This is a genomic window from Streptomyces sp. GSL17-111 (assembly GCF_037911585.1).
Taxonomy (GTDB): Bacteria; Actinomycetota; Actinomycetes; order Streptomycetales; family Streptomycetaceae; genus Streptomyces.
Map to the genome: position 1 here is coordinate 5,078,418 of NZ_JBAJNS010000001.1, position 26,373 is coordinate 5,104,790.

The window sequence follows — 26,373 nt, forward strand, 5'->3', positions numbered from 1 at the left end:
ATGGGCGCCAAACGGGTGCCTGATGACGACGAGCTGAACGTTGTCAGTGCCGCGCCGTACCGTGGGGAGCATGCGGCCCGTATCCCACATCGAACGCAAGGTGGCGCCTTTCGAGGTCGTCAGCCCCTACCAGCCCAGCGGTGACCAGCCCACCGCCATCGCCGAGCTCGCCCGGCGGGTCGAGGCTGGGGAGAGGGACGTCGTGCTGCTCGGTGCCACCGGCACCGGCAAGTCCGCCACCACGGCGTGGATGATCGAGAAGCTCCAGCGGCCGACGCTGGTGATGGCGCCGAACAAGACGCTGGCCGCCCAGCTGGCGAACGAGTTCCGCGAGCTTCTGCCGAACAACGCGGTGGAGTACTTCGTCTCGTACTACGACTACTACCAGCCGGAGGCGTACGTTCCGCAGTCGGACACGTACATCGAGAAGGACTCCTCGATCAACGAGGAGGTCGAGCGGCTGCGGCACAGCGCGACGAACTCGCTGCTCACCCGGCGGGACGTGGTGGTCGTGGCCTCGGTCTCCTGCATCTACGGCCTGGGCACGCCGCAGGAGTACGTCGACCGCATGGTGCCGCTCAAGGTCGGCGAGGAGATCGACCGCGACGCGCTGCTGCGCCGTCTGGTGGAGATCCAGTACGCCCGCAACGACGCCGCCTTCACCCGTGGCACCTTCCGGGTCCGGGGGGACACCATCGAGGTCTTCCCCGTCTACGAGGAGCTGGCCGTCCGCATCGAGATGTTCGGTGACGAGATCGAGGCGCTGTCCACGCTGCACCCCATCACCGGCGAGGTCATCTCGGACGACACGGAGCTGTACGTCTTCCCCGCCTCCCACTACGTCGCCGGTGAGCAGCGCATGGCCCGCGCCGTGCGGGCGATCGAGGACGAGCTGCGCGAGACGCTGGAGGTGATGGAGAAGCAGGGCAAGCTCCTGGAGGCCCAGCGGCTGCGGATGCGCACCACCTACGACCTGGAGATGATGCAGCAGATCGGCACCTGCTCCGGCATCGAGAACTACTCGCTCCACATCGACGGGCGCGAGGCCGGGTCGCCGCCGCACACCCTGCTCGACTACTTCCCGGAGGACTTCCTCCTGGTCATCGACGAGTCACACGTCACGGTCCCGCAGATCGGCGCGATGTTCGAGGGGGACGCGTCCCGCAAGCGCACCCTCGTCGAGCACGGGTTCCGGCTGCCCTCGGCCATGGACAACCGCCCGCTGAAGTGGGAGGAGTTCCAGGAGCGCATCGGGCAGGCGGTGTACCTGTCCGCGACGCCCGGCCCGTACGAGCTGTCCCGCTCGGACGGTGTGGTGGAGCAGATCATCCGTCCCACCGGCCTGGTGGACCCGGAGGTCGTCGTCAAGCCGACCGAGGGTCAGATCGACGACCTGGTGCACGAGATCCGCACCCGCACCGAGAAGGACGAACGCGTGCTGGTCACCACGCTCACCAAGAAGATGGCGGAGGACCTGACCGACTACTTCCTGGAGCTGGGCATCAACGTCCGCTACCTGCACAGCGACGTCGACACGCTGCGCCGCGTGGAGCTGCTGCGTGAGCTGCGGGCGGGCGAGTACGACGTCCTGGTCGGCATCAATCTCCTCCGGGAGGGGCTCGACCTCCCCGAGGTGTCGCTGGTGGCCATTCTCGACGCCGACAAGGAGGGGTTCCTGCGCTCGGGCACCTCCCTCATCCAGACCATCGGCCGCGCCGCCCGGAACGTCTCCGGCCAGGTGCACATGTACGCGGACAAGACCACCCCGGCGATGGAGCGGGCCATCGACGAGACGAACCGCCGCCGGGCGAAGCAGGTCGCGTACAACAAGGAACACGGCATCGACCCGCAGCCGCTGCGCAAGAAGATCGGCGACATCGTCTCGGCCATCGCTCGGGAGGAGGTCGACACCGAACAGCTCCTCGGCACCGGCTACCGCCAGGCGGCGGACGGCGAGCGCAAGGGCAGGGCGCCCGTCCCGGCCCTCGGCAAGGGCCAGGTGAAGGCCTCGGCGGGCGCGGCGGGCAAGGCCGCGACGGACGGCGCGCCCACCGACCGTCCCGCGACCGAACTGGCCGGGATCATCGAGCAGCTGACCGAGCGGATGCGGGCCGCCGCGGCGGAGCTCCAGTTCGAGGTGGCCGCGCGGCTGCGGGACGAGGTGGGTGAGCTGAAGAAGGAGCTGCGCCAGATGCGTGAGGCGGGCCTGAAGTGAGGCGGGCCTGAAACGTCCGGGCCTGACGCGCGGTGCGGACGGGCCGGGTGTGGCCGGACTGTTGCAGGACCGCCACAAACCGGGGGGATCCCCGTGCGCGCCGCGCACGGCACTGCGTAGGGTGCGAAGCGGCCTCCGCGCTCGTGGCGCGGTACACCACCGGAGAGGACGAGACGTGACGGTCAATCTGTCGAAGGGGCAGGCGATCAGCCTGGAGAAGGCCGCGGGGGGCTCCCTGTCCGCGGTGCGCATGGGCCTGGGCTGGCAGGCCGCGGCGCGGCGCGGCCTCTTCGGCCGGCGCAGCAAGGAGATCGACCTCGACGCCTCGGCGGTGCTGTTCGCCGAGCGGCAGCCCGTCGACGTGGTCTTCTTCCGTCACCTGCGCAGCGACGACGGCTCGGTGACCCACACGGGCGACAACCTGGTCGGCGGCGCGGGCCAGGGCGGGGACGACGAGGCGATCCTGGTGGACCTCCAGCGGGTGCCGGTCCACATCGACCAGATCGTCTTCACCGTCAACTCCTTCACCGGCCAGACCTTCGCCGAGGTCGAGAACGCCTTCTGCCGCCTGCTGGACGAGAACACCGCCACCGAGCTGGCCCGCTACACCCTGACCGGCGGCGGCTCCTACACCGCGCAGATCATGGCGAAGGTGCACCGGCAGGAGGGCGGCTGGTCCATGACCGCCATCGGCGCCCCCGCCGACGGCCGCACCTTCCAGGACCTGATGCCTGCCATCGCGCAGCACCTGTAGAGACCGGACGTGGACGAGGGGGAGCGGTCGATGACGGCCGAGCTGGTGCGGGGACAGAACCACGCGCTGCCGGGTACGGACCTGACGGTCCACGTCGCGGCCGCACTCCCCGTCCTCGCCGGGATGACCCTGGCCGACGCGGACGGCCGCGGCCGCGAGGGCTGGCTCGTCCACGGCGACGCCCCGAGCCTCCCCGGGCTGGTCGCCCCCGGGCGCCCCGCGCCCGCGCACGACCTTGACCTCGACCTGGCCCGGCTGCCCGAGGGCGCCCACACGGTACGGGTCTGGCTCGCGCTCCCGCCCGGCGGGCCCGCCTCCTTCGCGGCGACGGGAGCGCCGCGCGTCGTCGTCGGCGACGCGGCCGGTGCCGGTCGGGTCGCCCACACCCTCAGCGGGCTCGCCGCCGAGACGGCCGTCACGGCCGTCGAGTTCTACCGCAGGGCGGGCGCGTGGAGGGTGCGCGCCGTGGGGCAGGGGTACGCGGGCGGGCTGGCGGCGCTGTGCGCCGACCACGGCCTCCCCGGTGCGGCGGCGCTCGCCCGCCGGGTCCTGGCGTCCTCGGTGGCGGCGACGCGCGCGCCCGCGCCGGTGCCGCGGGAGGAGTCCGCCGAGCCGCCCGGCCGCGTCGACTACCGCCACCCGCGCCGCGCGGCCCGGGCGCCGGTCGCCGACGCGGCCGTGGACGTCACGCACCCCGGCCGTCCGGCCGGACCCGAGCCCCGGCCGACCCCCGGCGGGCCCGACGCGCCGCCCCCGCCCGTCGCGGGGGACGCCTCGGGCTGGTCCATGGAGGAGCGGCTCCACAACCAGGTGTGGGGCATGTTCGAGGACCTGGCCCGCGCGGTCGCGGCCCACCGGAGCGCCGTCTCCTTCGCCGACGACCGGTTGGAGCGGGAGATCGACGAGGTGCTCGCCGACCCGGTCGGCCGCACCGGCCCGGCGGCCGAGCGGGCACGGGACCTGGCCCGTTCCCGGCACGGCGAGCTGACCGCCCGCGCCCGGGCCGTCCTCGACCGGGACCTGGACCAGTTGACGGCCGAGGCCGCCGTGGTGGAACCGGCGCTCCCGCCGGCGTTCGCCCGGTGGGACAACCCGGTCTGGCACGGCTACCGCGTTCCCGAGCAGGCACCCCTGGCCCTGCGGTTGGGCGATCTGAGCCTGCCCGAGCGCATCGGCCTGCGCATCCCGATGCTGGTGCGGCTGCCGCTGGAGCGGGGGCTGTGGATCGACGCCGGCCGGGGCGACGGGCCGGCCGCCACCGTCCTGGACGCCGGGGAGCTGCGCCGCGAGGCCGGGCTGCTGGCGACGGCCGTCGCCGGACGGCTCCTCGCCGTGCACCCGCCGGGCCGCTTCACCGTGCGGGTCATCGACCCGGCTGGCTCGGCCGCGCACACGCTGCGTCCGCTGGTGGACTCGGGCGTGCTGCCGGAGCCGCCCGCACGGGGTGCCGCCGGGGTGGCGGCCGTCCTGGGCCGGCTGACCGAGCGGGTCGACCTCGTCCAGTTGGCCGTCCGCAACGGCGCCGCCGACGCGCTGCCGCCCGGCGTGGACACGAGCGAGCAGCTCCTCGTCGTCCACGACTTCCCGCACGGTTTCGACGACCGCGCCGTGACCCGGCTGCGGTACCTGGCCGACGAGGGCCCCTCGGTCGGCGTGCACCTGCTCCTGGTGGCGGACCGGGAGGACGCGGCCGAGTACGGCCCCCTCCTGGACCCGCTGTGGCGGTCCCTGCTGCGGATCACCCCCGTCCCCGACGACCATATCGCCGACCCGTGGGTCCGTCAGATCTGGACGTACGAGCCGCCGCACGTACCGCCGGGCAGCGCGATCCTGCCTCAGGTGCTCGGGACGCTCGCCGCCGCCCGCGCCCGTCCCGGACGCCGCTGAGGGGCCGTCCGTTGCCGGGCCGCGCGTGCCGCGCCACCGGGCGCTCCTCCGTGCGGTATGTGACGTGGGCGACAACTCCGCCTGCGCGCTTGGTGATTCCTTGACCTCCCCTTAGGGTGACATTTGCGGAGGGGAGTATTCCCACCTGCGATGTTCCCGTCAGTACGGGCCGACCGTTCGGCCCCGGGGCATCGGCCTGCGGCACTGCCCCGGGCGGAAGAGACCTCCGGCGACCACAGCCGGAGGAGTGCTGCGTGGACGTAACCTGGACCACCTGGGCCGTGACGATTCTCGTTCTCTGTGCCCTCATCGCCGTCGACTTCTTCATCGGCGGCCGCAAGCCCCACGAGGTCTCCATCAAGGAGGCCGGCATCTGGTCGGCCGTCTGGGTCGCCCTCGCCGTCCTGTTCGGACTCGGGTTGCTGCTGTTCGGCGACACGAAGTCCTCCGGTGAGTTCTTCGCCGGCTACATCACCGAGAAGTCGCTGAGCGTCGACAACCTCTTCGTCTTCGTCCTCATCATGGCGAAGTTCTCCGTACCCGCCATCTACCAGCAGCGGGTGCTGATGATCGGCGTGCTGATCGCGCTGGTGCTGCGCGCGGGCTTCATCGCCGCCGGCGCCGCGATCATCTCCCAGTTCTCCTGGGTCTTCTTCATCTTCGGCGCCTTCCTCATCTGGACCGCGTGGAAGCTGATCGAGGAGGCCCGCGCCGACGAGACGGACGAGGAGTTCGAGGAGAACCGCTTCCTGAAGATGGTCGAGAAGCGCTTCCCGTCCACCGACCAGTACCACGGCACCCGCCTGACGATCGTGGAGAACGGGCGTCGTCTGATGACGCCGATGCTCATCGTCATGCTGGCCATCGGCACCACGGACGTCCTGTTCGCCCTGGACTCGATCCCGGCCATCTTCGGCCTCACTCAGGACCCGTACATCGTCTTCACCGCCAACGCCTTCGCCCTGATGGGTCTGCGGCAGCTGTACTTCCTCATCGGCGGCCTGCTGAAGAAGCTCGTCCACCTCTCCTACGGGCTGTCCGTCATCCTCGGCTTCATCGGGGTCAAGCTCGTCCTGCACGCCCTGCACGAGCTCGGCGTCCACGTGCCGGTGATCAGCACCCCGGTGTCGCTCGGCGTCATCTGCGCGGTGCTGGTGGTCACCACCGTCACCAGCCTGATCGCCTCCAAGAAGCAGAGAGCGGCAGCGGCCGACGAGGCGGACCCGCAGGACAAGGACAGCGACGTCCCGGCGCGCTGACGCCCGTCCTCGCAGACCGTCCGCCGACGCGCGGGCCGTGCGGGGCGCCCCCTGAACGACCGGACCGGAGCCCGGCCGCACCGCGCGGCCGGGCTCCGGCCGCGTCCGCGGCGGACTCCGGCGGGACGCCCGCGACGAGGTCGTCGAGGACCACCTCGCCCCGGTACCGCGCACCGCGCCGGGTCTCGGCCAGGTAGATCCGGCGCACCGCGAGCGGGTGCGCCGCGCGCGGGGGCACCTCGAACGTGAGCCGCCGCCAGCCCGTCCACTCCACGTGCGGGCCGCGCAGGACGTGCCCCGCGCCCCGCGCGTCGGTCAGGTGCAGCGAGGGCCAGGCCCCGTGCCCGTCCCCGTACAGCCACAGGGTGAAGTGCCGGGCCCGGCCCGGCACCGGGATCGGCACCGGTGGTTCCGCGTACGCGGCCCGGGTGGCGGGGGAGCGGCTGAAGTCGTAGCGCATCCGCAGCCCCGGCCCGGTCCGCCCGGCCGGTTCCGGGACGACCGCCCCGGTGGCGCGGGCGCCGCTGAACCGCCAGTTCCCGGCGTCCGAGAAGTCGGCGACGGTGCGGTCGGTGAGGCCGGTGGTGACCGCGACCGTGGTCGTCCGGCCCGCCACGGACAGCTCCACCCGGCCGGACGCCGCACCGGTGCGCGCGGTGACGGTGAACGTGCCGTCGGCCCGGTCGGGCGTCACGTCGAACAGCCTCGCGTCGTAGAACGGCGTCACGTCCTCGGGGGCGATGAGGGCGAGGGCCCCGTCGGCGTCCTGACCGACGAGCCCGAACGTCGCGCTGTCCCCTTCCGCCGTGAGCGCGACGCGGGCCGTGGTGGGCCGCAGCCGCTCCAGCGGGCCGAGCACCTCCAGCCGCGTCCCGCCCCGGACGAGCCCGGTACCGGGGTGGACCGAGGCCGCCGTCACCGTGACCCGGCCGGTCCGGTGGGCCCGGAACGTGCCGTCGGCGTCCACGGTTCCGAGGGCGGGCCGGGCGGAGCTCCACCGGGGGGTGCCGGTGGCGGGCCCGTAGGCCTCGTCGAAGGGCACGGCGCTCAGCCGCCGCGTCAGCCCGGGGAAGACCCGGTCCGTGCGGCCGCCGCTGCCGAGGGGGACGCCCGGCGTCCGCTCCGGCTCCAGCGCGGGCCGCACCCAGTAGCCGGCCGGTCGTCCGCTGCCCTGCGGCGCGGTGACCGCCAGCCCGTTCGGCACCGGCCGCTCGGCGCCGTCCGACGGCGCGTTCTCCACCCGGGGGCGCGCCGCACCGGGCTCGCGGGCCAGCAGCGTGGCGGAGCCGCCGCCGTCGAGGTTGAGGGCCTGGTAGGCGCCCAGGTCCCGCATCATGCGGCCGAGCGCGGTGAGGGTCACACCCCCGGACGCCGCCTGGCGTCCGTCGACGGTGAGGAGGTGCAGGGTCCCGCCGTCGGCGGTGAGGCCGACGGCGGTCCTGGGCGCGGGGGCGTTGTTGGGCAGGCCCGTCCAGTCCCGGGGCTCGCCGTCGACGACCAGGGGCTCCCGGCCGCCGACCGCGGTGCGGGGCAGCGGCCCGCCGTCCCCGGCGCGGACCGCGTACCGCACCGCCACCCGGTGCCCGGGGGCGAGGGCCGCCAGGGCGTCGGCTCCGGCCTCACGGCCGCGCAGGACGGTCGTCCCGGCGGGGACCGGCGCCGTGCCCGACTCGTCGTGTGCGGCCACGACCACGCCGTCCGCCACCGTGACCTCGGCGGCGCGGGCGCCGTGCGTGGTCGGCGCCCGGTCGGCGCGGCCCCAGCCCGGTGTGTAGAGCCCGATGCCGTCCCGGGGGAGCTCGGCGGCGTTGTACCCGGCCAGCGGCCGCGTCCCCCGGGGCAGCCGGACGCTCCCCTCGAAGAGGAGCTCCAGGATGCGGCCCGCTCCCTGCGGCCCGAACCCCGCGACCCGGGACGGGCCCGGCCCACCCGACTGCGTCAGCCCGCCGTCGCGCAGCCCGGCCGAGAGGGGCGCACCGGTGCCGTTGATGTCGAAGAAGTCGGCGTTGACGGCCGCGACGGTGCGCCGTCCGGCGCCGGGGTCGTGGTGCGCCACCAGTGCGCTGACGGTTTGCCGCCGCGTCACCTCCCCGGAGTCGAGGTAGTCGACGCGGAGCTCCCCGGTGAGGTCCACGCTCAGCCCGTCGCCCCGCACCCACTCCCCGGCACGTGGCTCGCTGAACGAGGTGAGCGTCACGCCGGGCGCGACCGGTCGTTCGCTCCGCGCCGGGGCACGGCCCGGGTCCGCTCCGTCCGCCGCGCGCGGGAGGGCCGGGACGGCCGCCGCCGGGGCGGTTGCGGGACGGTCGGTCGTCGTCGTCGGCACCGCGAGCGCGGAACCGAGCAGCAGCGACGCCGCCGCACACAACAGGGCGCGGGCCGTACGTCGGTGGAGCGTCACGGACGCAGCGTCGCAGAGTGCGGTGGTGACGACGGCGCACGCGGGGCCGGACGCGGCGGGAAACCGCCCCCGTGGCGGTCACCGGCGCGACGTCAGCACCTGCTGGGCGCACCCGGCGTGCCCCGTGGTCAGCCGGCGACCAGTCCGTCGCCCTCCACCCGGACCGGGATCTCGGGCAGCGGTTCGCGGGCCGGTCCGGTGAGCACCTCGCCGGTCGTCGTGTCGAAGCTGCTGCCGTGGCAGGAGCAGACGATGGCCCGCTCCCGCAGGGCGAACATGGCGCAGCCCTCGTGCGTGCACACGGCGCTGAACGCCTTGTAACGGCCGGGTTCGGGCTGGGAGACGACGACCTTGGCGTCGCGGAAGGCGTGGGCGCCGCCCACCGGCACCTCGTCCGCGGTGCCCAGCTCCACGGGGGCCGTCGGCGTCGACGGCGGTGGTGTGGCGGGCTCGTCGGGGCGGCCGCAGCCGGAGAGGACGGATCCCCCGGCGGCCAGGGCCGCCCCGGCCGCCGCACCGCGGAGCGCGGTCCGACGGCGGGGGCGTCGCTGTTCGTCACGTGTCACGCGGGCCACCCTACGTGCGGCTCAGGAGCGCTTCGCACCGGCCTTGCGGGCTCGGGAGGTGGCGGCGGCCTTCTTGGCCGACGACTTCGCGGCGGCCTTCCTCGCCGGCTTCCGGCGCGCCGTGCCGCCGTTCACCGAGGCGTCGCTGACCCGCTCGCCCAGCAGGTCCCGCAGGAACTTGCCGGTGTGGCTGGCGGGGACGGCGGCGACCTCCTCCGGCGTTCCCTCGGCGACGACCAGCCCGCCGCCGACACCGCCTTCGGGGCCCATGTCCACCACCCAGTCCGCCGTCTTGATGACGTCCAGGTTGTGCTCGATGACGATGACCGTGTTCCCCTTGTCGACCAGACCCTCCAGGACCGTGATCAGCTTGCGGATGTCCTCGAAGTGCAGCCCCGTCGTCGGCTCGTCGAGCACGTACACCGTGCGGCCCGTGGAGCGCTTCTGGAGCTCCGAGGCCAGCTTCACGCGCTGCGCCTCGCCCCCGGAGAGCGTCGGCGCGGACTGGCCCAGCCGCACGTACCCGAGCCCCACGTCGTTGAGGGTGCGCAGGTGCCGGGCGATGGCGGGAACGGCCTCGAAGAAGTCCATCGCCTCCTCGATCGGCATGTCCAGCACCTCGGCGATGTTCTTGCCCTTGTAGTGGACCTCCAGCGTCTCCCGGTTGTAGCGGGCGCCGTGGCACACCTCGCACGGGACGTACACGTCCGGCAGGAAGTTCATCTCGATCTTGATCGTGCCGTCGCCCGAGCAGTTCTCGCAGCGACCGCCCTTGACGTTGAAGGAGAACCGGCCCGGCAGGTAGCCGCGGACCTTCGCCTCCATCGTCTCGGCGAACAGCCGCCGCACGTGGTCGAACACCCCGGTGTAGGTGGCCGGGTTGGAGCGGGGGGTGCGGCCGATCGGCGACTGGTCGACGTGCACGACCTTGTCGACCTGGTCGTCACCCGTCACCCGGGTGTGGCGGCCCGGCACCGCCTTGGCGCCGTTGAGCTCCCGCGCCAGGTGCGTGTAGAGGATGTCGTTGACCAGCGTGGACTTGCCGGAGCCCGAGACGCCCGTCACGGCGGTCAGGACGCCGAGCGGGAAGTCGACGTCGATGTCGCGGAGGTTGTTCTCGCGCGCGCCCACGACCGTCAGCCTGCGGTCCGGGTCGGTCTCGCGGCGCTCCAGTGGGGTCGGGATCTGCCGCTTCCCGGCCAGGTACTGCCCCGTCATCGACTGCTCGTTGGTCAGGAGCTCGGCCAGCGGCCCGCTGTGCACCACCTTGCCGCCGTGCTCACCGGCGCCGGGCCCGATGTCCACGACCCAGTCGGAGGTACGGATGGTGTCCTCGTCGTGCTCGACGACGATCAGGGTGTTGCCCAGGTTCCGCAGCCGCACCAGCGTCTCGATGAGCCGGTGGTTGTCCCGCTGGTGCAGGCCGATCGACGGCTCGTCCAGCACGTACAGGACGCCCACCAGGCCGGAGCCGATCTGGGTCGCCAGCCGGATGCGCTGCGCCTCGCCACCGGACAGCGTCCCCGCCGCGCGGTTCAGCGAGAGGTAGTCCAGGCCGACGTCGACGAGGAAGCGCAGCCGCTCGTTGACCTCCTTGAGGACCCGCTCGGCGATCTTCTTCTCCCGCGCGGTCAGCGTCATCTCCCGCAGGAAGTCGGCGCACTCGCTGATGGACATGGCCGCGACGTCCGCGATGGACCGCCCCTTCACCGTGACCGCCAGCACGATGGGCTTCAGCCGGGTCCCCTCGCAGGCCGGGCAGTGCACCTCGCGCATGTAGCCCTCGAAGCGCTCCCGGCTGGAGTCGGACTCGGCCTCCGAGTGCCGCCGCCGCACGAACGGCACCGCGCCCTCGAAGGCGGTCGTGTAGGAGCGCTCGCGTCCGTAGCGGTTGCGGTAGCTGACCTCGATCTGCGTGCGGTGGCCGTTCAGCAGGGCCTTCCTGGCCCGTTGCGGCAGCCCGGCCCAGGGGACGTCGGTGCGGAAGCCCAGCGCGTCGGCCAGGGCACCGATCAGCCGCCCGAAGTACTCCTTGTTGTGCCCGTGGGACCACGGGTGGATCGCGCCCTCGTCCAGCGACTTGTCCTCGTCGGGGACGATCAGCTCCGGGTCGACCTCCATGCGCGTCCCGATGCCGGTGCACTGGGGACAGGCGCCGAAGGGGGAGTTGAAGGAGAACGACCGCGGCTCCAGCTCCTCGAACGACAGGTCGTCGTAGGGGCAGTACAGGTGCTCGGAGAACATCCGCTCACGCTGCGGGTCGTCCTCGTCGAGGTCGACGAAGTCGAGGATGACCATGCCGCCGGACAGCCCCAGCGCCGTCTCCACCGAGTCCGTCAGCCGCCGCTTGGCGCTGTCCTTCACGGTGAGGCGGTCGACGACCACCTCGATCGTGTGCTTCTCCTGCTTCCTGAGCTTCGGCGGGTCGGAGAGCTGGACCGTCCGCCCGTCGACGCGGGCCCGGCTGTAGCCCTTGGTCTGGAGATCCGAGAAGAGGTCCGCGAACTCGCCCTTGCGCTCGCGCACCAGCGGCGAGAGCACCTGGAACCGGCTGCCCTCCTCCAGGCCGAGCACCTTGTCGACGATGGCCTGCGGCGACTGCCGCGCGATGGGACGGCCGCACTCGGGGCAGTGCGGCTTGCCGATGCGCGCGAACAGCAGCCGTAGGTAGTCGTAGACCTCGGTGATCGTGCCGACCGTCGAGCGCGGGTTGCGCGAGGTCGACTTCTGGTCGATGGAGACCGCCGGCGACAGGCCCTCGATGAAGTCGACGTCCGGCTTGTCCATCTGTCCGAGGAACTGCCGTGCGTAGGACGACAACGACTCCACGTAGCGGCGCTGGCCCTCCGCGAAGATCGTGTCGAAGGCGAGCGAGGACTTCCCCGATCCCGAGAGCCCGGTGAAGACGATGAGGGAGTCGCGCGGGAGGTCGAGCGAGACGTTCTTCAGATTGTGCTCGCGAGCGCCACGGACGATGAGACGGTCGGCCACGCCGATTGGCACCTTTCGTGTGGAGTGGGGGTCCGGACGGCCGGCCCCCGTACCAGGGTATGGGGGCCGCCGCCGGAATGTCTTCGGGATGCCGCTACCGCGACCTTATAGCACGCACATTCGATTTTCGGCCGTCCGTGGCTCGGTGGAGCCGACTTCACCCGAACGTGGGGCGGCGCTAGCGTTGGATCATGACTTCGCCACAGCACGACGTCGCCGCACTCCGGGAGTCCACCGACACGCTCCTGGCCGCGCTCGAGAAGCACGCCGACGGGCCCACCGGCCCGGACGCGCTGCTCACCGAGCCGTCCCGCCTGCCCGGCTGGACCCGGGGCCACGTCCTCGCCCACCTCGCCCGCAACGCCGACGCCCTCGTCAACGTGCTCGAAGGCCGGCCCATGTACGTCAGCGCCGAGGCGCGGGACGCCGACATCGAGCGGGACGCCCCGCGCCCCCTGCCCGCCCAGCTCGACGACCTGCGGGCCACCGCCCGGCGGCTGGACGAGGTCCTCGCCCGCTACGCGAGCGGCGGCGACGGCGGCGAAGACGCCTGGCAGAAGACCGTCGAACTCCGCAACGGCGTCACCGACCGTGCCGGCGCCATCCCCTTCCGCCGCCAGGTCGAGGTCGAGCTGCACCACCTCGACCTCGACCTCGGCCACGGCCCGGACGCCCTGCCGGCCGCCTTCACCGAGCGCCTGATCGCCTACCTGGCCCGGCGCTTCTCCGGCAACGCCGAGGTCCCCGCCACCGAGCTGCGCACCGACGACGGCCGCTCCTGGCGCACCGGGCGGGCGGCGGAACCGGGCGGGCCCGACGGCCAGGGCGACGCCACCGGCCCCGTCGTCGTCACCGGCTCCGCCCGCGCCCTGGCGTGCTGGCTGGCCGGCCGCACCCCCGGCACCGGCCTCACGGCCTCCACCGGCACGCTGCCCGTCCTGCCACCTCTCTGACCGCCCACCTGCTCCGCCCACCCCACCGCCCGCCACCGGCCGCAGCCTCCACCGGCCGTGGCCTCGCCGTAGAGGAGTCCCCATGTCCTACACCGGAAAGGTCACGGTCGGCGGCCCGGCCGACGTCCACGAGCTGGCCGATCTGATCATCTCCAAGGCCGCCGTCGGGCCCATGGACAACAACGCCTACCTGCTGCGTTGCCGCGCCACCGGCGAGCAGCTCCTCATCGACGCCGCCAACGAGTCCGGCACACTGCTCAGCCTCATCGGGGCCGACGGCATCACCGGGGTCGTCACCACCCACCGGCACGGCGACCACTGGCAGGCCCTCGCCGAGGTGGTCGAGGCCACCGGCGCGCACACCTACGCCGGCCGGGACGACGCCGAGGGCATCCCCGTCCCGACCGATGTGCCGCTCGCGGACGGCGACACCGTCTCCTTCGGCGCCGTCCGGCTGACCGCCCGCCACCTCGTCGGCCACACCCCCGGCTCCGTCGCCCTCGTCTACGACGACCCCCACGGCCACCCGCACCTCTTCACCGGCGACTGCCTCTTCCCCGGTGGTGTCGGCAACACCTTCGGCAACCGGGACCACTTCGTCTCGCTGCTGCACGACGTGGAGACCAAGCTCTTCGCCGAACTCCCCGACGAGACGTGGGTCTACCCCGGCCACGGCGCCGACACGACGCTCGGCGCCGAGCGTCCCCACCTCGCCGAGTGGCGCGAACGCGGCTGGTGACGGCCCGGTCCGGCCGGTCGCGGGGCGGGACGGGACGCACCCGCCCTGTCACCGTGCGCACGTAGGGTGGACGGCATGGCAGACCCGTCCAGCTACCGGCCGTCGCCCGGGCAGATCCCGGAGTCCCCGGGCGTCTACCGCTTCCGTGACGAGCACCGCAGGGTGATCTACGTCGGCAAGGCCAAGAGCCTGCGGCAGCGGCTCTCGTCGTACTTCCAGGACGTGGCGAACCTGCACCCGCGCACCGCCACGATGGTGACGACGGCGGCCTCCGTGGAGTGGACGGTGGTCGGCACCGAGGTCGAGGCGCTCCAGTTGGAGTACACCTGGATCAAGGAGTTCGACCCCCGCTTCAACGTCAAGTACCGCGACGACAAGAGCTACCCGTTCCTCGCGGTGACGATGAACGAGGAGTTCCCCCGCGTGCAGGTCATGCGCGGCGCCAAGAAGAAGGGCGTGCGCTACTTCGGCCCGTACGGGCACGCCTGGGCCATTCGCGAGACGGTGGACCTGCTGCTGCGCGTCTTCCCGGTGCGCACCTGCAGCGCGGGCGTCTTCAAGCGCTCCGCGCAGATCGGGCGCCCGTGTCTGCTGGGGTACATCGGCAAGTGCGCGGCGCCGTGCGTCGGCCGGATCAGCGCCGAGGACCACCGCGACCTCGCCGAGGACTTCTGCGACTTCGTGGCCGGCCGCACCGGCACCTACCTGCGGCGTCTGGAGCAGCAGATGCACGAGGCCGCCGAGGAGATGGAGTACGAGCGGGCCGGGCGGCTGCGGGACGACATCGGGGCCCTGCGGCGGGCCATGGAGAAGCAGGCTGTCGTCCTCACCGACGCCACCGACGCCGACCTGGTCGCCCTCGCCGAGGACGAGCTGGAGGCCGCCGTGCAGATCTTCCACGTGCGCGGCGGGCGGGTGCGCGGTCAGCGCGGCTGGGTGACCGACAAGGTGGAGGCCCTCAGCAGCGCCGACCTCGTCGAGCACGCCCTCCAGCAGCTCTACGGCGAGGAGCACGGCGAGGCCGTGCCCAGGGAGGTGCTCGTCCCGGCGCTGCCGGAGCCGGTCGAGCCCGTCGCCGAGTGGCTGACCGGTCGCCGGGGGGCGCGCGTCAGCCTCCGCGTCCCCCAGCGCGGCGACAAGCGCGCTCTGATGGAGACGGTCGAGCGCAACGCGCAGCAGTCCCTGGCCCTGCACAAGACGAAACGGGCCTCCGACCTCACCACGCGCTCCCGCGCCCTGGAGGAGATCGCCGAGGCGCTGGACCTGCCGTCGGCCCCCCTGCGCATCGAGTGCTTCGACGTCTCCCACCTCCAGGGCGACGACGTCGTGGCCTCCATGGTCGTCTTCGAGGACGGGCTGGCCCGCAAGAGCGAGTACCGCCGCTTCCAGATCAAGTCCTTCGCCGGGCAGGACGACGTCCGCGCCATGCACGAGGTCGTCGGCCGCCGGTTCCGCCGCTATCTCGCCGAGCGCCGGGAGACGGGCGAGTGGGCGGTCCCGGAGGAGGACGACGAGCCGCTGGAGACGGGCTCGCGCACCGCCGACGGGCGGCCGAAGCGGTTCGCCTACCCGCCGCAGCTCGTCGTCGTGGACGGCGGTCAGCCGCAGGTCGCCGCCGCCCGCCGGGCCCTGGACGAGCTGGGCGTCGACGACGTCGCCGTCTGCGGGCTGGCCAAACGGCTGGAGGAGGTGTGGGTCCCGGGCGACGACGACCCGGTCGTGCTGCCGCGCAGCAGCGAGGGGCTCTACCTGTTGCAGCGGGTGCGCGACGAAGCGCACCGCTTCGCCATCCGCTACCAGCGCGGCAAGCGCTCCAAGGCGCTGAAGGAGGGTCCGCTGGACGCCGTGCCGGGCCTGGGCGAGGCCCGCAAGCAGGCGCTGGTGAAGCACTTCGGGTCGGTCAGGAGACTGCGCGCCGCCACCGTCGAACAGATCTGCGAGGTCCCCGGGATAGGCCGCAAGACCGCCGAGACCGTGGCTGCCGCGCTCGCCGGCTCGTCACGGCCCGTTCCCGCCGTCAACACCGCCACGGGCGAAATCATCGACGATGATGAACGGTGAGGGCGCACCCGCCCGCAGCACCGACACCGGGGGAGAGATCATGGACCAGCAGCACACGGAGAACGACACGGGAGCACACGTGAACGCGGGCACGCCGGCCGAGGGCAACGGCGCGGAGGACCTGACCGTCCCCGAGCTGGTCATCATCTCCGGCATGTCCGGGGCCGGCCGCAGCACGGCCGCGAAGTGCCTGGAGGACCTGGGCTGGTTCGTCGTGGACAACCTGCCCCCCGCCCTGATCCCCACCATGGTCGACCTCGGCGCCCGTTCCCAGGGCAACGTCGCCCGCATCGCGGTCGTCGTCGACGTCCGCGGCCGGCGCTTCTTCGACGCGCTCAAGGAGTCGCTGGCCACGCTGGAGGCCAAGCACGTCACCCGCCGCACCGTCTTCCTGGAGGCGTCCGACGACGCGCTGGTGCGCCGCTTCGAGTCCGTGCGCCGCCCGCACCCGCTGCAGGGGGACGGCCGGATCGTCGACGGCATCGACGCCGAGCGCGACCTCCTGCGCGAGCTGCGCGGCGACGCCGACCTGGTCATCGACACCTCCGGGCTCAACGTGCACGAGCTGCGCGCCAAGATGGACGCCCGGTTCGCCGGGGAGGAGGAGCCCGAGCTGCGGGCCACGGTGATGTCGTTCGGCTACAAGTACGGCCTGCCGGTCGACGCCGACCTCGTCACCGACTGCCGCTTCCTGCCCAACCCGCACTGGGTGCCCGAGCTGCGCCCCTTCACCGGCACCAGCCCCGAGGTCGCCGACTACGTCTTCGACCAGCCCGGTGCCAAGGAGTTCCTGGACCGCTACGCGGAGCTGCTCCAGCTCATCGCCACCGGGTACCGCCGGGAGGGCAAGCGCTACGTCACGATCGCCATCGGCTGCACCGGCGGCAAGCACCGCAGCGTCGCGATGAGCGAGCGCCTGGGGCGGCGGTTGTCCGCCGAAGGGGTGGAGACGGTCGTCGTACACCGGGACATGGGACGCGAATGAGCGCGGTCACCGGCCGTTCGCTGCGGCTGCGCAGGCGCAGGCTCCTTCCCGGCAAGGGGCAGCCCAAGGTCGTCGCGCTCGGGGGCGGCATGGGGCTGTCCGCCTCGCTGACCGCCCTGCGGCGGATCACCGGTGACCTCACCGCCGTCGTCACCGTGGCGGACGACGGCGGCTCCAGCGGCCGGCTCCGCACGGAGCTGGACGTCCTTCCCCCGGGCGACCTGCGCAAGGCGCTCGCCGCGCTGTGCGGGGACGACGAGTGGGGCCGGACGTGGGCCCGCGTCGTCCAGCACCGCTTCGCGGGCTGCGGCGACCTGAACGGACACGCCGTGGGCAACCTGCTGATCGTCGCGCTGTGGGAGCAGCTGGGCGATCACGTGGCCGCGCTCGACCTCGTCGGCAAGCTGCTGGGCGCACACGGCCGCGTCCTGCCCATGTCGGCCGTGCCGCTCCAGCTCCAGGCGCAGGTGCGCGGGCACGACCCGCACCGCCCCGACGAGACGAGCACCGTCGTGGGCCAGGCCACCGTCGCGCTCACCCCCGGCGAGGTGCGGGAGGTGCGGCTGGTCCCGGCCGACCCGCCCGCCGTCCCGGAGGCCGTGGAGGCCGTCCTGGACGCCGACTGGGTCGTCGTCGGGCCCGGCTCCTGGTTCTCCTCGGTGATCCCTCACCTCCTCGTGCCCGAGCTGCTCCAGGCCCTCACCGAGACGCGGGCGCGGCGCGTCCTGTCGCTGAACCTGGCACCCCAGCCCGGGGAGACGGCCGGCTTCTCCCCGCAGCGTCATTTGGAGGTTTTGGCCCGACACGCCCCTAAACTCGCTTTCGACGTCGTGCTGGCGGACCAGGATGCAGTCCCCGACCAGCAGAGTCTGCGCGAGGCCGCCGAGCGGCTGGGCGGCACGGTGGAGCTGGCGGCGGTGGCCGCGCAGGACAGCGACGCCCGCCACGACCCGGTACGGCTGGCCGCGGCGTACGACCGTATTTTTCGGATGCACGGAAGGATCGGCCCATGGCGATGACGGCAGCGGTGAAGGATGAGATCTCCCGGCTCCACGTGACCCGGACCTGCTGCCGCAAGTCGGAGGTCTCCTCCATGCTGCGCTTCGCGGGCGGGCTGCACCTGGTCAGCGGGCGCATCGTCATCGAGGCCGAGCTGGACACCGCCATCGCGGCAAGGCGGTTGCGCAGAGACATCGAGGAGATTTTCGGACACAAGTCCGACCTGGTGGTGATGGCTCCCGGCGGCCTCCGGCGCGGCAGCCGTTACGTCGTCCGGGTGGTTGCGGGCGGTGACCAGCTCGCCCGGCAGACCGGCCTCGTCGACGGCCGGGGCCGCCCGATCCGCGGTCTGCCACCGCAGGTCGTCTCCGGCGCGACGTGCGACGCGGAGGCCGCCTGGCGCGGCGCGTTCCTCGCCCACGGCTCGCTGACGGAGCCGGGCCGCTCGTCCTCGCTGGAGGTCACCTGCCCGGGCCCGGAGGCCGCGCTCGCGCTCGTCGGCGCGGCGCGCCGGCTGCAGATCGGCGCGAAGGCCCGCGAGGTACGGGGGGTGGACCGTGTCGTGGTCCGTGACGGCGATGCCATCGGGGCGCTGCTCACCCGGCTCGGCGCGCACGAGTCCGTGCTGGCCTGGGAGGAGCGCCGGATGCGCCGGGAGGTCCGCGCCACCGCGAACCGGCTGGCCAACTTCGACGACGCCAACCTGCGGCGTTCGGCGCGCGCGGCCGTGGCGGCCGGCGCCCGGGTGCAGCGGGCGCTGGAGATCCTCGGGGAGGAGGTGCCCGAGCACCTGGCCGCCGCCGGGCGGCTGCGGATGGAGCACAAGCAGGCGTCGCTGGAGGAGCTGGGCGCCCTCGCCGACCCGCCGCTGACGAAGGACGCCGTGGCCGGGCGCATCCGACGGCTGCTGGCGATGGCCGACAAGCGGGCCTCGGACCTCGGGCTGCCGGGCACGGAGTCCACGCTGACCGAGGAGATGGTCGGCTGACGCCGGTCCGTCGCGGGGTCGCCGCCCCGGCGGGGCCCGGCGGGGGCCGGATCACCACGGCGCGGGGCCGGTCGATGTCACCGACGCCACATCGGCGCGGTAGGGTCGAAGGTGGTCGGGGACAACCCAAACAAGCTCGCCGGAACCCTCTTCCGGCGTACCTGACGAGGAGATCGGTTTCGTGACGATCCGCGTAGGCATCAACGGCTTCGGCCGCATCGGTCGTAACTACTTCCGCGCACTCCTGGAGCAGGGCGCGGACATCGAGATCGTGGCTGTCAACGACCTGGGCGACACTGCGACCACGGCGCACCTGCTGAAGTACGACACCATCCTGGGCCGCCTCAAGGCAGAGGTCACGCACACCGCCGACACCATCACCGTCGACGGGAAGACCATCAAGGTCCTCTCCGAGCGCAACCCGGCCGACATCCCCTGGGGCGAGCTGGGCGTCGACGTCGTCATCGAGTCCACCGGCATCTTCACCCAGCGCGAGGACGCGGCGAAGCACCTGGCCGGCGGTGCCAAGAAGGTGCTCATCTCCGCCCCCGCCAAGGAGGAGGACATCACCGTGGTCATGGGCGTCAACAACGACGCCTACGACGCCGGTGAGCACCACGTCATCTCCAACGCCTCCTGCACCACCAACTGCGTGGCTCCCATGGCGAAGGTCCTCGACGAGAGCTTCGGCATCGTCAAGGGCATGATGACGACGGTCCACGCCTACACCAACGACCAGCGCATCCTCGACTTCCCGCACAAGGACCTGCGCCGCGCCCGCGCCGCCGCGGAGAACATCATCCCGACGTCCACCGGGGCCGCCAAGGCCACCGCGCTGGTCCTGCCGCAGCTCAAGGGCAAGCTGGACGGCATCGCGATGCGCGTGCCCGTGCCCACCGGCTCCGTGACCGACCTGGTCGTCGAGCTGGAGCGGGAGGTCACCAAGGACGAGGTCAACGCCGCGTTCCAGAAGGCCGCCGAGGGGCAGCTCAAGGGCATCCTGGAGTACACCAGCGACCCGATCGTCTCCTCGGACATCGTCAACTGGCCCGCGTCCTGCACCTTCGACTCCTCGCTGACCATGGTCATGGGCAAGCAGGTCAAGATCGTCGGCTGGTACGACAACGAGTGGGGCTACTCGAACCGTCTGGTCGACCTGACCCTCTTCGTCGGCAACCAGCTGTAGGACCACCGCGGTCCGTCAGGCACCGAGAAGTAGTGACCGGAACGAGGCCCGTGTGGCGCACCGGCGCGCCGCACGGGCCTCGTGCCATGTCGCAGGGCCGAACTCCAAGGAGCCACATCACCACATGAAGACGATCGACGAACTCGTCACCGAAGGGGTCGCCGGGAAGCGGGTCTTCGTCCGCGCCGACCTCAACGTCCCGCTCGCGGGGGACACCATCACCGACGACGGCCGCATCCGCGCCGCCGTGCCGACGATCCTTAAGCTCGCCGGCGCCGGCGCGCGGGTGGTCGTCGCCTCGCACCTGGGCCGGCCGAAGGGCGCGCCCGAGGCGCGCTTCTCCCTCGCCCCCGTCGCGCGGCGGCTGGGCGAACTGCTGGCCGGCTCCGGCGGGGGCGCGGTGACGTTCGCCGCCGACACCGTGGGGGACAGCGCGAAGGCCACCGTCGCCGCTCTGGGCGACGGCGAGGTCACGCTGCTGGAGAACCTCCGCTTCAACCCCGGCGAGACGAGCAAGGACGACGCCGAGCGCGCCGCCTTCGCCGACGAACTGGCCGCCCTCGCCGACGCCTACGTGGGCGACGGCTTCGGCGCCGTGCACCGCAAGCACGCCTCCGTCTACGACCTGCCCGCACGGCTGCCGCACGCCGCCGGAGGGCTGGTCGCCACCGAGGTCGGGGTGCTGAAGCAGCTGACCGACGACGTCAAGCGGCCCTACGCGGTCGTCCTCGGCGGCGCGAAGGTCTCCGACAAGCTCGCCGTCATCGAGCAGCTGCTGGAGAGGGCCGACCGCATCCTGATCGGCGGCGGCATGGCCTACACCTTCCTCAAGGCGCAGGGCCACGACGTGGGCAACTCGCTGCTCCAGGAGGACCAGGTCCCGGCCGTCCGCGGCTACCTGGAGCGGGCGAAGGAGCGCGGGGTGGAGTTCGTCCTCCCCGTGGACGTCCTGGCCGCCGACACCTTCCCGGACCTGGCGACGAAGGCACCCGCGCACCCGGTGACGGTCGCCGCCGACGCCATCCCCGCGCACCAGCAGGGGCTGGACATCGGCCCCGAGTCGCAGAAGCTGTACGCGGCGAAGCTCGCCGACGCCGCCACCGTCTTCTGGAACGGGCCCATGGGCGTCTTCGAGCACCCGGACTTCGCCGGGGGCACCCGGGCCATCGCCCAGGCGCTCACCGACAGCCCGGCCTTCACGGTCGTCGGCGGTGGTGACAGCGCCGCGGCCGTGCGCACACTCGGCTTCGCCGACGACGCCTTCGGCCACATCTCGACCGGTGGCGGCGCCAGCCTCGAATACCTCGAGGGCAAGACGCTCCCCGGCCTCGCCGCACTGGAGGACTGAACCACCATGAGTTCCCGCACGCCCATCATGGCGGGCAACTGGAAGATGAACCTCAACCACCTTGAGGCCATCGCGCACGTCCAGAAGCTCGCCTTCGCCCTCTCGGACAAGGACTACGACGGCGTCGACGTCGCCGTCCTGCCGCCCTTCACCGACCTGCGCTCCGTGCAGACCCTGGTCGACGGCGACAAGCTGAAGATCACCTACGGCGCCCAGGACATCTCCGCGCACGACTCCGGCGCCTACACCGGCGAGGTCGGCGGCCCGATGCTGGCGAAGCTGAAGTGCAGCTACGCCGTCGTGGGCCACTCCGAGCGGCGGCAGTACCACCACGAGGACGACGCCCTGTGCAACGCGAAGGTCAAGGCGGCCTTCAAGCACGGCCTCACCCCGATCCTGTGCGTCGGTGAGGGCCTGGACGTCCGCAAGGCCGGTCACCACGTCCAGCACACCCTCGCGCAGCTCGACGGCGCCCTCGACGACGTCCCCGCCGCCGACGCGGAGACCCTCGTCATCGCCTACGAGCCGGTGTGGGCCATCGGTACCGGCGAGGTCGCCACACCGGAGGACGCGCAGGAGGTCTGCCACGCGATCCGGGGACGTCTCGGCGAGCTGTACGACACCGAGCTGGCGGACAAGGTCCGCATCCAGTACGGCGGCTCGGTCAAGTCCGGCAACGTCGCCGCGATCATGGCGCAGCCGGACGTGGACGGCGCGCTCATCGGCGGCGCCTCCCTGGACGTGGACGAGTTCGTCAAGATCGTCCGCTTCCGCGACCAGTAGCCCGCCGCCGGGCTGGGCCCGCGGGGCGTTCCCGTCGTAGGCTGTGCGGGACCGGATCACGCTGCGATCCGGTCCCGCACCCCGGGCCCGCACCCACCGGTGCACCCGGCGCCGGAGCGGCGCCACCCCCACCGTCCGTTTTCCGTAGTCCGAGAGTTGGTCCAACCGTGGAACTGGGTCTGTCGATCGCCCTGCTCGTCTTCAGCGCGCTGCTGATGCTGCTGGTGCTGATGCACAAGGGCAAGGGCGGCGGCCTCTCCGACATGTTCGGCGGCGGCATGCAGTCCTCCGTCGGCGGCTCCTCGGTGGCCGAGCGCAACCTGGACCGCATCACCATCGTGGTCGGGATCATCTGGTTCGCGATCATCATCGCCCTCGGCATCATGATGAAGTCCTCCTGAGGCGGTCCCCGCACCTCCCGGGCGGTGCCGCACCGCTGACAGGGACGCCACCTTGCTGCCTATCATGAGGACCGCGTTCCACGTCGCGGGGTAACTCCCGGACGGGGACGCGCGTTGGGCCCTACGTACACTAGGGCGACTTCGCAGCACCTTGAGGCAGGGAGTTACGACCGTGGCAGGTGGCAACGCGATCCGGGGCAGCCGGGTCGGGGCGGGGCCGATGGGCGAGGCCGAGCGCGGTGAGTCCGCGCCGCGCCTGCGCATCTCCTTCTGGTGCTCCAACGGACACGAGACCAAGCCGAGCTTCGCCAGCGACGCGCAGGTCCCCGACACCTGGGACTGCCCGCGCTGCGGCTTCCCGGCCGGCACGGACCAGGACAACCCCCCGGACCCGCCGCGTACGGAGCCGTACAAGACGCACCTGGCCTACGTGCGCGAACGCCGGTCCGACGCGGACGGCGAGGCCATCCTCGCCGAGGCCCTCGCCAAGCTCCGGGGCGAGATCTAGTCCTTCGTCCCCTATCGGGGCCGGATCGGCCCACCCGGCCCCGATAGGGTCGTGTCCGGCGGGGAACGGACGACAAGGATGGGCTGACAGCGCAGATGAATGCAGCAGGCGCAACGTTCGGCGGACGACTGGACCGCTTGCCGGAATGGGCCGCACTGGCCGAGCACCGCGAGCGGCTGGGGGACGTGGGGCTGCGGGAGCTGTTCGACGCCGACCCCGGGCGCGGTGAGCGGTACCGGGTCCAGGTCGGCGATCTCCACCTCGACTACGGCAAGCACCTCGTCACCGACGAGACACTGACGCTGCTCCGCGCCCTCGCGGAGGCCACCGGCGTCGGTGCGCTGCGGGACGCCATGTTCCGCGGCGAGAGGATCAACACCACGGAGGACCGCGCGGTCCTGCACACGGCGCTGCGCGCACCGCGCGACGCCGTCATCGAGACCGGCGGCCGGGACGTCGTCCCGGCGGTGCACGCCGTGCTCGACCGCATGAGCGCCTTCGCCGAACAGGTCCGTTCGGGGGCCTGGACGGGGCACACCGGCCGCCGCATCCGCACGGTCGTCAACATCGGGATCGGCGGCTCCGACCTCGGTCCGGCGATGGCCTACGAGGTCCTGCGCCCCTACACCGCCCGCGAGCTGGACTTCCGGTTCGTCTCCAACGTGGACGGCGCCGACCTGCACGAGGCCCTGCGGGACCTCGACCCGGCCGAGACGCTGTTCATCGTCGCGTCGAAGACCTTCACGACCATCGAGACCATCACCAACGCCCGCGCGGCCCGCGACTGGCTGCTGCGCGGGCTGGACGCGGGCGGCGAGGCCGTCGCCCGGCACTTCGTGGCCGTCTCGACGAACGCCGACGAGGTGGCGGCGTTCGGCATCGACACGGCCAACATGTTCGAGTTCTGGGACTGGGTCGGCGGCCGGTACTCCTACGACTCGGCCATCGGCCTGTCACTGATGATCGCGGTCGGTCCGGAGCGGTTCCGGGAGATGCTCGACGGCTTCCACCTCGTCGACGAGCACTTCCGCACCGCGCCGCCCGAGGAGAACGCCCCGCTGCTCATGGGCCTGCTCGGCGTCTGGTACGGCGCCTTCTTCGACGCCCAGGCGCACGCGGTGCTGCCGTACTCGCACTACCTGGGCCGCTTCACCGCCTACCTCCAGCAGCTCGACATGGAGTCCAACGGCAAGTCCGTGGACCGCGAGGGCCGGCCGGTGACCTGGCAGACCGGTCCGGTGGTGTGGGGCACGCCCGGCACCAACGGGCAGCACGCCTACTTCCAGCTGCTGCACCAGGGCACGAAGCTCGTCCCCGCCGACCTCATCGGGTTCGCGGAGCCCGTCGCCGAGCTCGGCCCCCTGCGCGACCAGCACGACCTCCTCATGGCGAACCTCTTCGCCCAGGGACAGGCGCTGGCGTTCGGCAAGACGGCCGAGGAGGTGCGCGCCGAGGGCGTCGCCGAGGAGCAGGTGCCGCACCGGACGTTCCCCGGCAACCGGCCCACGACCACCATCCTGGCCACCGCCCTCACCCCCTCCGTGCTCGGCCAGCTCATCGCGCTGTACGAGCACAAGGTCTTCGTGCAGGGCGCGGTGTGGAACATCGACTCCTTCGACCAGTGGGGCGTCGAGCTGGGCAAGGTGCTGGCCAAGCGCATCGAGCCGGCCCTGACGGAGGGCGCCGACGTGCCGGGGCTGGACGCCTCCACCTCGTCGCTCGTGGCCCGGTACCGGGCGCTGCGCGGACGCTGAGCGCACCCGGCCGGGGGAGCGGGCCCGTCGCGGCCCGGTCCCCCGGCCGGGACCCTCGTGAAAACTCGCACAAGCACCCGCTTACCATGGCTGGGTGCCGAACATGCTCAAAGCCGCGCGTAACCCCCTCGCGTACGTCGCCAGCCGCTGGACGCCCACCCAGCGCACCCTCCAGCGGGCCACCCTCACCGCGGTGGTCATGAGCGTCGTCATCGTCGTCACCGGCGGCGCCGTCCGCCTGACGGGCTCCGGGCTGGGCTGCGACACGTGGCCCAAGTGCACCGGCGACAGCCTCATCGCCACCCAGGAGATGGGTCTGCACGGCGCCATCGAGTTCGGCAACCGCATGCTGACCTACGTCCTGTGCGCCGCCGTCGGCTGGGCGATCGTCGCCGCCCGCAGCACCGAGCCGCGCCGCCGGGGCCTCACCCGGCTGGCCTGGACGCAGTTCTTCATCGTCGTGGCCAACGCGGTGCTCGGCGGCATCACCGTGCTCACCGGGCTGAACCCCTACTCCGTCGCGGGGCACTTCCTGCTGGCCACCGCGCTGATCACCGTCACGGTCGTCACCTGGCACCGGGCCCGGGAGGGCGACGGCCCGCCGCGTCCGCTCGTCGGCCCCCGGGTCCGGCAGCTCGGGGCCGCGCTCCTGGTGGCCTCGGGGGTGCTGATCGTGGCCGGCACGGTCGTCACCGGCGCCGGTCCGCACGCCGGTGACAGCAGCGACGTGCCCCGCATCCCGCTGGACTGGGACTCCGTGACCCGGGTGCACGCGGCGGCCGCCTGGCTCGTCGTCGCCCTGACGCTGGCCCTGTGGGCGTTCCTGCGGGTCGTGGACGCCCCCGACGGGCCCCGGGCCCGCACCCGTGACCTCACGGTCGTGCTCGCCTCGCAGATCGTCGTCGGCTACGCGCAGTACCTGACGGACGTGCCGGAACTGCTCGTCGCCGTGCACCTGCTCGGCTCGACCCTGGTGTGGATCGCCGTCCTGCGCGTCGTGCTCTCCCTGCGCGAGCGCGGCACGGCACCGGCGGTGGCCGCGCCCCCCGAGGCGGCGGACCGGACCACTGCCAGGCCCGAGGCTCCGGTCCCCAGCGCATAGCGGGGCGGCGAGGAGCCGGGATCGCGCCGCACACCGGCCGGGGCCGGCGGAGGTGCGGCGCGATCCCCGCGCTGCTCACGGGTTGGCGGGGCCGCCGATCTGCATTCCGGCCATCCGGCTCCACTCGTACGGGCCGGTGCGGACCTTGGCGGCCATCTCCCCGTCGAACGTCTCCCGGACGGTGATCCCGGCCCGCTCCACGGCCTGCTCCGCGACGGCGTGGCTGGTGGCCACGAGGTCGCCCCAGCCGCCGTCCGCGCCGACGAGGACGATCCGCACGCCGCGCTGCCCGAGGTAGGCCAGCTGGCCCTCGGCGCTGCCGCCGTGGCGCTGGGCGAACGCGGTGATCTGCTTGGCCAGCCGCGCGGCCTGCCGCTGCGCCTTGCCGTCCGCCGCGCTCTCGTGCGGCGCGGGGGTCTCGCTGCTCTGCGTCTCTGCCATACGCCCAGGCTACCGCCGGGTAGGCCAGCAGGTCACCGTGGGTCGCGCCACG

General features: G+C 72.7%; 21 protein-coding genes. 17 read left to right on the top strand and 4 right to left on the bottom strand.

The window, feature by feature from the left end; all coding sequences use genetic code 11:
- The first annotated feature begins 70 nt into the window (after positions 1-70).
- From uvrB to V6D49_RS22670, 4 genes are all read left to right on the top strand, one after another.
- Complete coding sequence (uvrB, locus tag V6D49_RS22655) at positions 71-2,215, top strand: excinuclease ABC subunit UvrB (RefSeq protein WP_340562397.1); 2,145 nt, start codon at positions 71-73, stop codon at positions 2,213-2,215.
- A gap of 175 nt (positions 2,216-2,390) precedes the next feature.
- Complete coding sequence (locus V6D49_RS22660; protein ID WP_340562398.1) at positions 2,391-2,969, top strand: TerD family protein; 579 nt, start codon at positions 2,391-2,393, stop codon at positions 2,967-2,969.
- Positions 2,970-2,999: 30 nt separating this feature from the next.
- A complete protein-coding gene (locus V6D49_RS22665; RefSeq protein ID WP_340564225.1) occupies positions 3,000-4,856 on the top strand; it encodes a TerD family protein in 1,857 nt (618 codons plus the stop codon).
- A gap of 254 nt (positions 4,857-5,110) precedes the next feature.
- The gene (locus V6D49_RS22670) at positions 5,111-6,115 is read left to right on the top strand and encodes a TerC family protein (protein ID WP_340562400.1); all 1,005 of its coding nucleotides are present in this window, start codon (positions 5,111-5,113) and stop codon (positions 6,113-6,115) included.
- Here the strand turns inward: V6D49_RS22670 and V6D49_RS22675 are convergent.
- The 3 genes from V6D49_RS22675 to uvrA form a co-directional block, all read right to left on the bottom strand.
- Positions 6,024-8,516, bottom strand: a complete 2,493-nt coding sequence (locus tag V6D49_RS22675) for a phosphodiester glycosidase family protein (protein WP_340562402.1) — start codon at positions 8,514-8,516, stop codon at positions 6,024-6,026. The genes V6D49_RS22670 and V6D49_RS22675 overlap by 92 nt on opposite strands.
- Positions 8,517-8,644: 128 nt before the next feature.
- A complete protein-coding gene (locus V6D49_RS22680) occupies positions 8,645-9,082 on the bottom strand; it encodes a Rieske (2Fe-2S) protein (protein WP_340562404.1) in 438 nt (145 codons plus the stop codon).
- A gap of 21 nt (positions 9,083-9,103) precedes the next feature.
- Entirely contained in the window at positions 9,104-12,073 is a 2,970-nt protein-coding gene (uvrA, locus tag V6D49_RS22685) for an excinuclease ABC subunit UvrA (protein WP_340562406.1), read from the bottom strand.
- A 191-nt stretch (positions 12,074-12,264) separates the two neighbouring features.
- Here uvrA and V6D49_RS22690 point away from each other — a divergent pair, with 191 nt between their 5' ends.
- From V6D49_RS22690 to V6D49_RS22750, 13 genes are all read left to right on the top strand, one after another.
- Entirely contained in the window at positions 12,265-13,026 is a 762-nt protein-coding gene (locus V6D49_RS22690) for a maleylpyruvate isomerase family mycothiol-dependent enzyme (RefSeq protein ID WP_340562408.1), read from the top strand.
- Between the two features lie 82 nt (positions 13,027-13,108).
- On the top strand, positions 13,109-13,765 hold the full coding sequence (locus tag V6D49_RS22695) for an MBL fold metallo-hydrolase (protein ID WP_340562410.1): 657 nt from the start codon (positions 13,109-13,111) through the stop codon (positions 13,763-13,765).
- Positions 13,766-13,840: 75 nt separating this feature from the next.
- Complete coding sequence (gene uvrC, locus V6D49_RS22700; RefSeq protein WP_340562411.1) at positions 13,841-15,826, top strand: excinuclease ABC subunit UvrC; 1,986 nt, start codon at positions 13,841-13,843, stop codon at positions 15,824-15,826.
- A 40-nt stretch (positions 15,827-15,866) separates the two neighbouring features.
- Complete coding sequence (rapZ, locus tag V6D49_RS22705; protein ID WP_340562412.1) at positions 15,867-16,811, top strand: RNase adapter RapZ; 945 nt, start codon at positions 15,867-15,869, stop codon at positions 16,809-16,811.
- The gene (locus V6D49_RS22710; protein WP_340562414.1) at positions 16,808-17,830 is read left to right on the top strand and encodes a gluconeogenesis factor YvcK family protein; all 1,023 of its coding nucleotides are present in this window, start codon (positions 16,808-16,810) and stop codon (positions 17,828-17,830) included. The genes rapZ and V6D49_RS22710 overlap by 4 nt, the downstream gene beginning before the upstream one ends.
- Positions 17,821-18,798 carry a DNA-binding protein WhiA gene (whiA, locus tag V6D49_RS22715; protein WP_191207412.1) on the top strand — a complete coding sequence of 326 codons (978 nt, stop codon included), beginning with the start codon at positions 17,821-17,823 and terminating at the stop codon, positions 18,796-18,798. The genes V6D49_RS22710 and whiA overlap by 10 nt, the downstream gene beginning before the upstream one ends.
- 181 nt (positions 18,799-18,979) lie before the next feature.
- On the top strand, positions 18,980-19,984 hold the full coding sequence (gene gap / locus V6D49_RS22720) for a type I glyceraldehyde-3-phosphate dehydrogenase (RefSeq protein WP_340562416.1): 1,005 nt from the start codon (positions 18,980-18,982) through the stop codon (positions 19,982-19,984).
- Between the two features lie 124 nt (positions 19,985-20,108).
- Positions 20,109-21,332 (top strand): phosphoglycerate kinase, encoded by a 1,224-nt coding sequence (locus V6D49_RS22725; protein ID WP_340562417.1) that lies wholly within the window; start codon positions 20,109-20,111, stop codon positions 21,330-21,332.
- Between the two features lie 6 nt (positions 21,333-21,338).
- On the top strand, positions 21,339-22,115 hold the full coding sequence (gene tpiA, locus V6D49_RS22730) for a triose-phosphate isomerase (protein ID WP_340562419.1): 777 nt from the start codon (positions 21,339-21,341) through the stop codon (positions 22,113-22,115).
- Between the two features lie 173 nt (positions 22,116-22,288).
- Positions 22,289-22,516, top strand: coding sequence for a preprotein translocase subunit SecG (secG, locus tag V6D49_RS22735; RefSeq protein ID WP_340564227.1), 228 nt, complete (start codon positions 22,289-22,291; stop codon positions 22,514-22,516).
- A 172-nt stretch (positions 22,517-22,688) separates the two neighbouring features.
- On the top strand, positions 22,689-23,024 hold the full coding sequence (locus tag V6D49_RS22740) for an RNA polymerase-binding protein RbpA (protein WP_191207407.1): 336 nt from the start codon (positions 22,689-22,691) through the stop codon (positions 23,022-23,024).
- A gap of 95 nt (positions 23,025-23,119) precedes the next feature.
- Positions 23,120-24,778, top strand: coding sequence for a glucose-6-phosphate isomerase (pgi, locus tag V6D49_RS22745; RefSeq protein ID WP_340562420.1), 1,659 nt, complete (start codon positions 23,120-23,122; stop codon positions 24,776-24,778).
- A 103-nt stretch (positions 24,779-24,881) separates the two neighbouring features.
- The gene (locus V6D49_RS22750; protein WP_340564230.1) at positions 24,882-25,880 is read left to right on the top strand and encodes a COX15/CtaA family protein; all 999 of its coding nucleotides are present in this window, start codon (positions 24,882-24,884) and stop codon (positions 25,878-25,880) included.
- Between the two features lie 75 nt (positions 25,881-25,955).
- Here the strand turns inward: V6D49_RS22750 and V6D49_RS22755 are convergent, their stop codons facing one another.
- Positions 25,956-26,321: a hypothetical protein gene (locus tag V6D49_RS22755; RefSeq protein WP_340562422.1), complete on the bottom strand. Its 366-nt coding sequence runs from the start codon at positions 26,319-26,321 to the stop codon at positions 25,956-25,958.
- Positions 26,322-26,373 lie beyond the last annotated feature (52 nt).

Coding starts and splice junctions, on each gene's coding strand:
- uvrB (WP_340562397.1), top strand. CDS start 71: ATGCGGCCCGTATCCCACATCGAACGCAAGGTGGCGCCTTTCGAGGTC.
- V6D49_RS22665 (WP_340564225.1), top strand. CDS start 3,000: ATGACGGCCGAGCTGGTGCGGGGACAGAACCACGCGCTGCCGGGTACG.
- V6D49_RS22690 (WP_340562408.1), top strand. CDS start 12,265: ATGACTTCGCCACAGCACGACGTCGCCGCACTCCGGGAGTCCACCGAC.
- V6D49_RS22695 (WP_340562410.1), top strand. CDS start 13,109: ATGTCCTACACCGGAAAGGTCACGGTCGGCGGCCCGGCCGACGTCCAC.
- uvrC (WP_340562411.1), top strand. CDS start 13,841: ATGGCAGACCCGTCCAGCTACCGGCCGTCGCCCGGGCAGATCCCGGAG.
- rapZ (WP_340562412.1), top strand. CDS start 15,867: ATGGACCAGCAGCACACGGAGAACGACACGGGAGCACACGTGAACGCG.
- V6D49_RS22710 (WP_340562414.1), top strand. CDS start 16,808: ATGAGCGCGGTCACCGGCCGTTCGCTGCGGCTGCGCAGGCGCAGGCTC.
- whiA (WP_191207412.1), top strand. CDS start 17,821: ATGGCGATGACGGCAGCGGTGAAGGATGAGATCTCCCGGCTCCACGTG.
- V6D49_RS22725 (WP_340562417.1), top strand. CDS start 20,109: ATGAAGACGATCGACGAACTCGTCACCGAAGGGGTCGCCGGGAAGCGG.
- tpiA (WP_340562419.1), top strand. CDS start 21,339: ATGAGTTCCCGCACGCCCATCATGGCGGGCAACTGGAAGATGAACCTC.
- pgi (WP_340562420.1), top strand. CDS start 23,120: ATGAATGCAGCAGGCGCAACGTTCGGCGGACGACTGGACCGCTTGCCG.
- V6D49_RS22750 (WP_340564230.1), top strand. CDS start 24,882: ATGCTCAAAGCCGCGCGTAACCCCCTCGCGTACGTCGCCAGCCGCTGG.
- V6D49_RS22755 (WP_340562422.1), bottom strand. CDS start 26,321: ATGGCAGAGACGCAGAGCAGCGAGACCCCCGCGCCGCACGAGAGCGCG.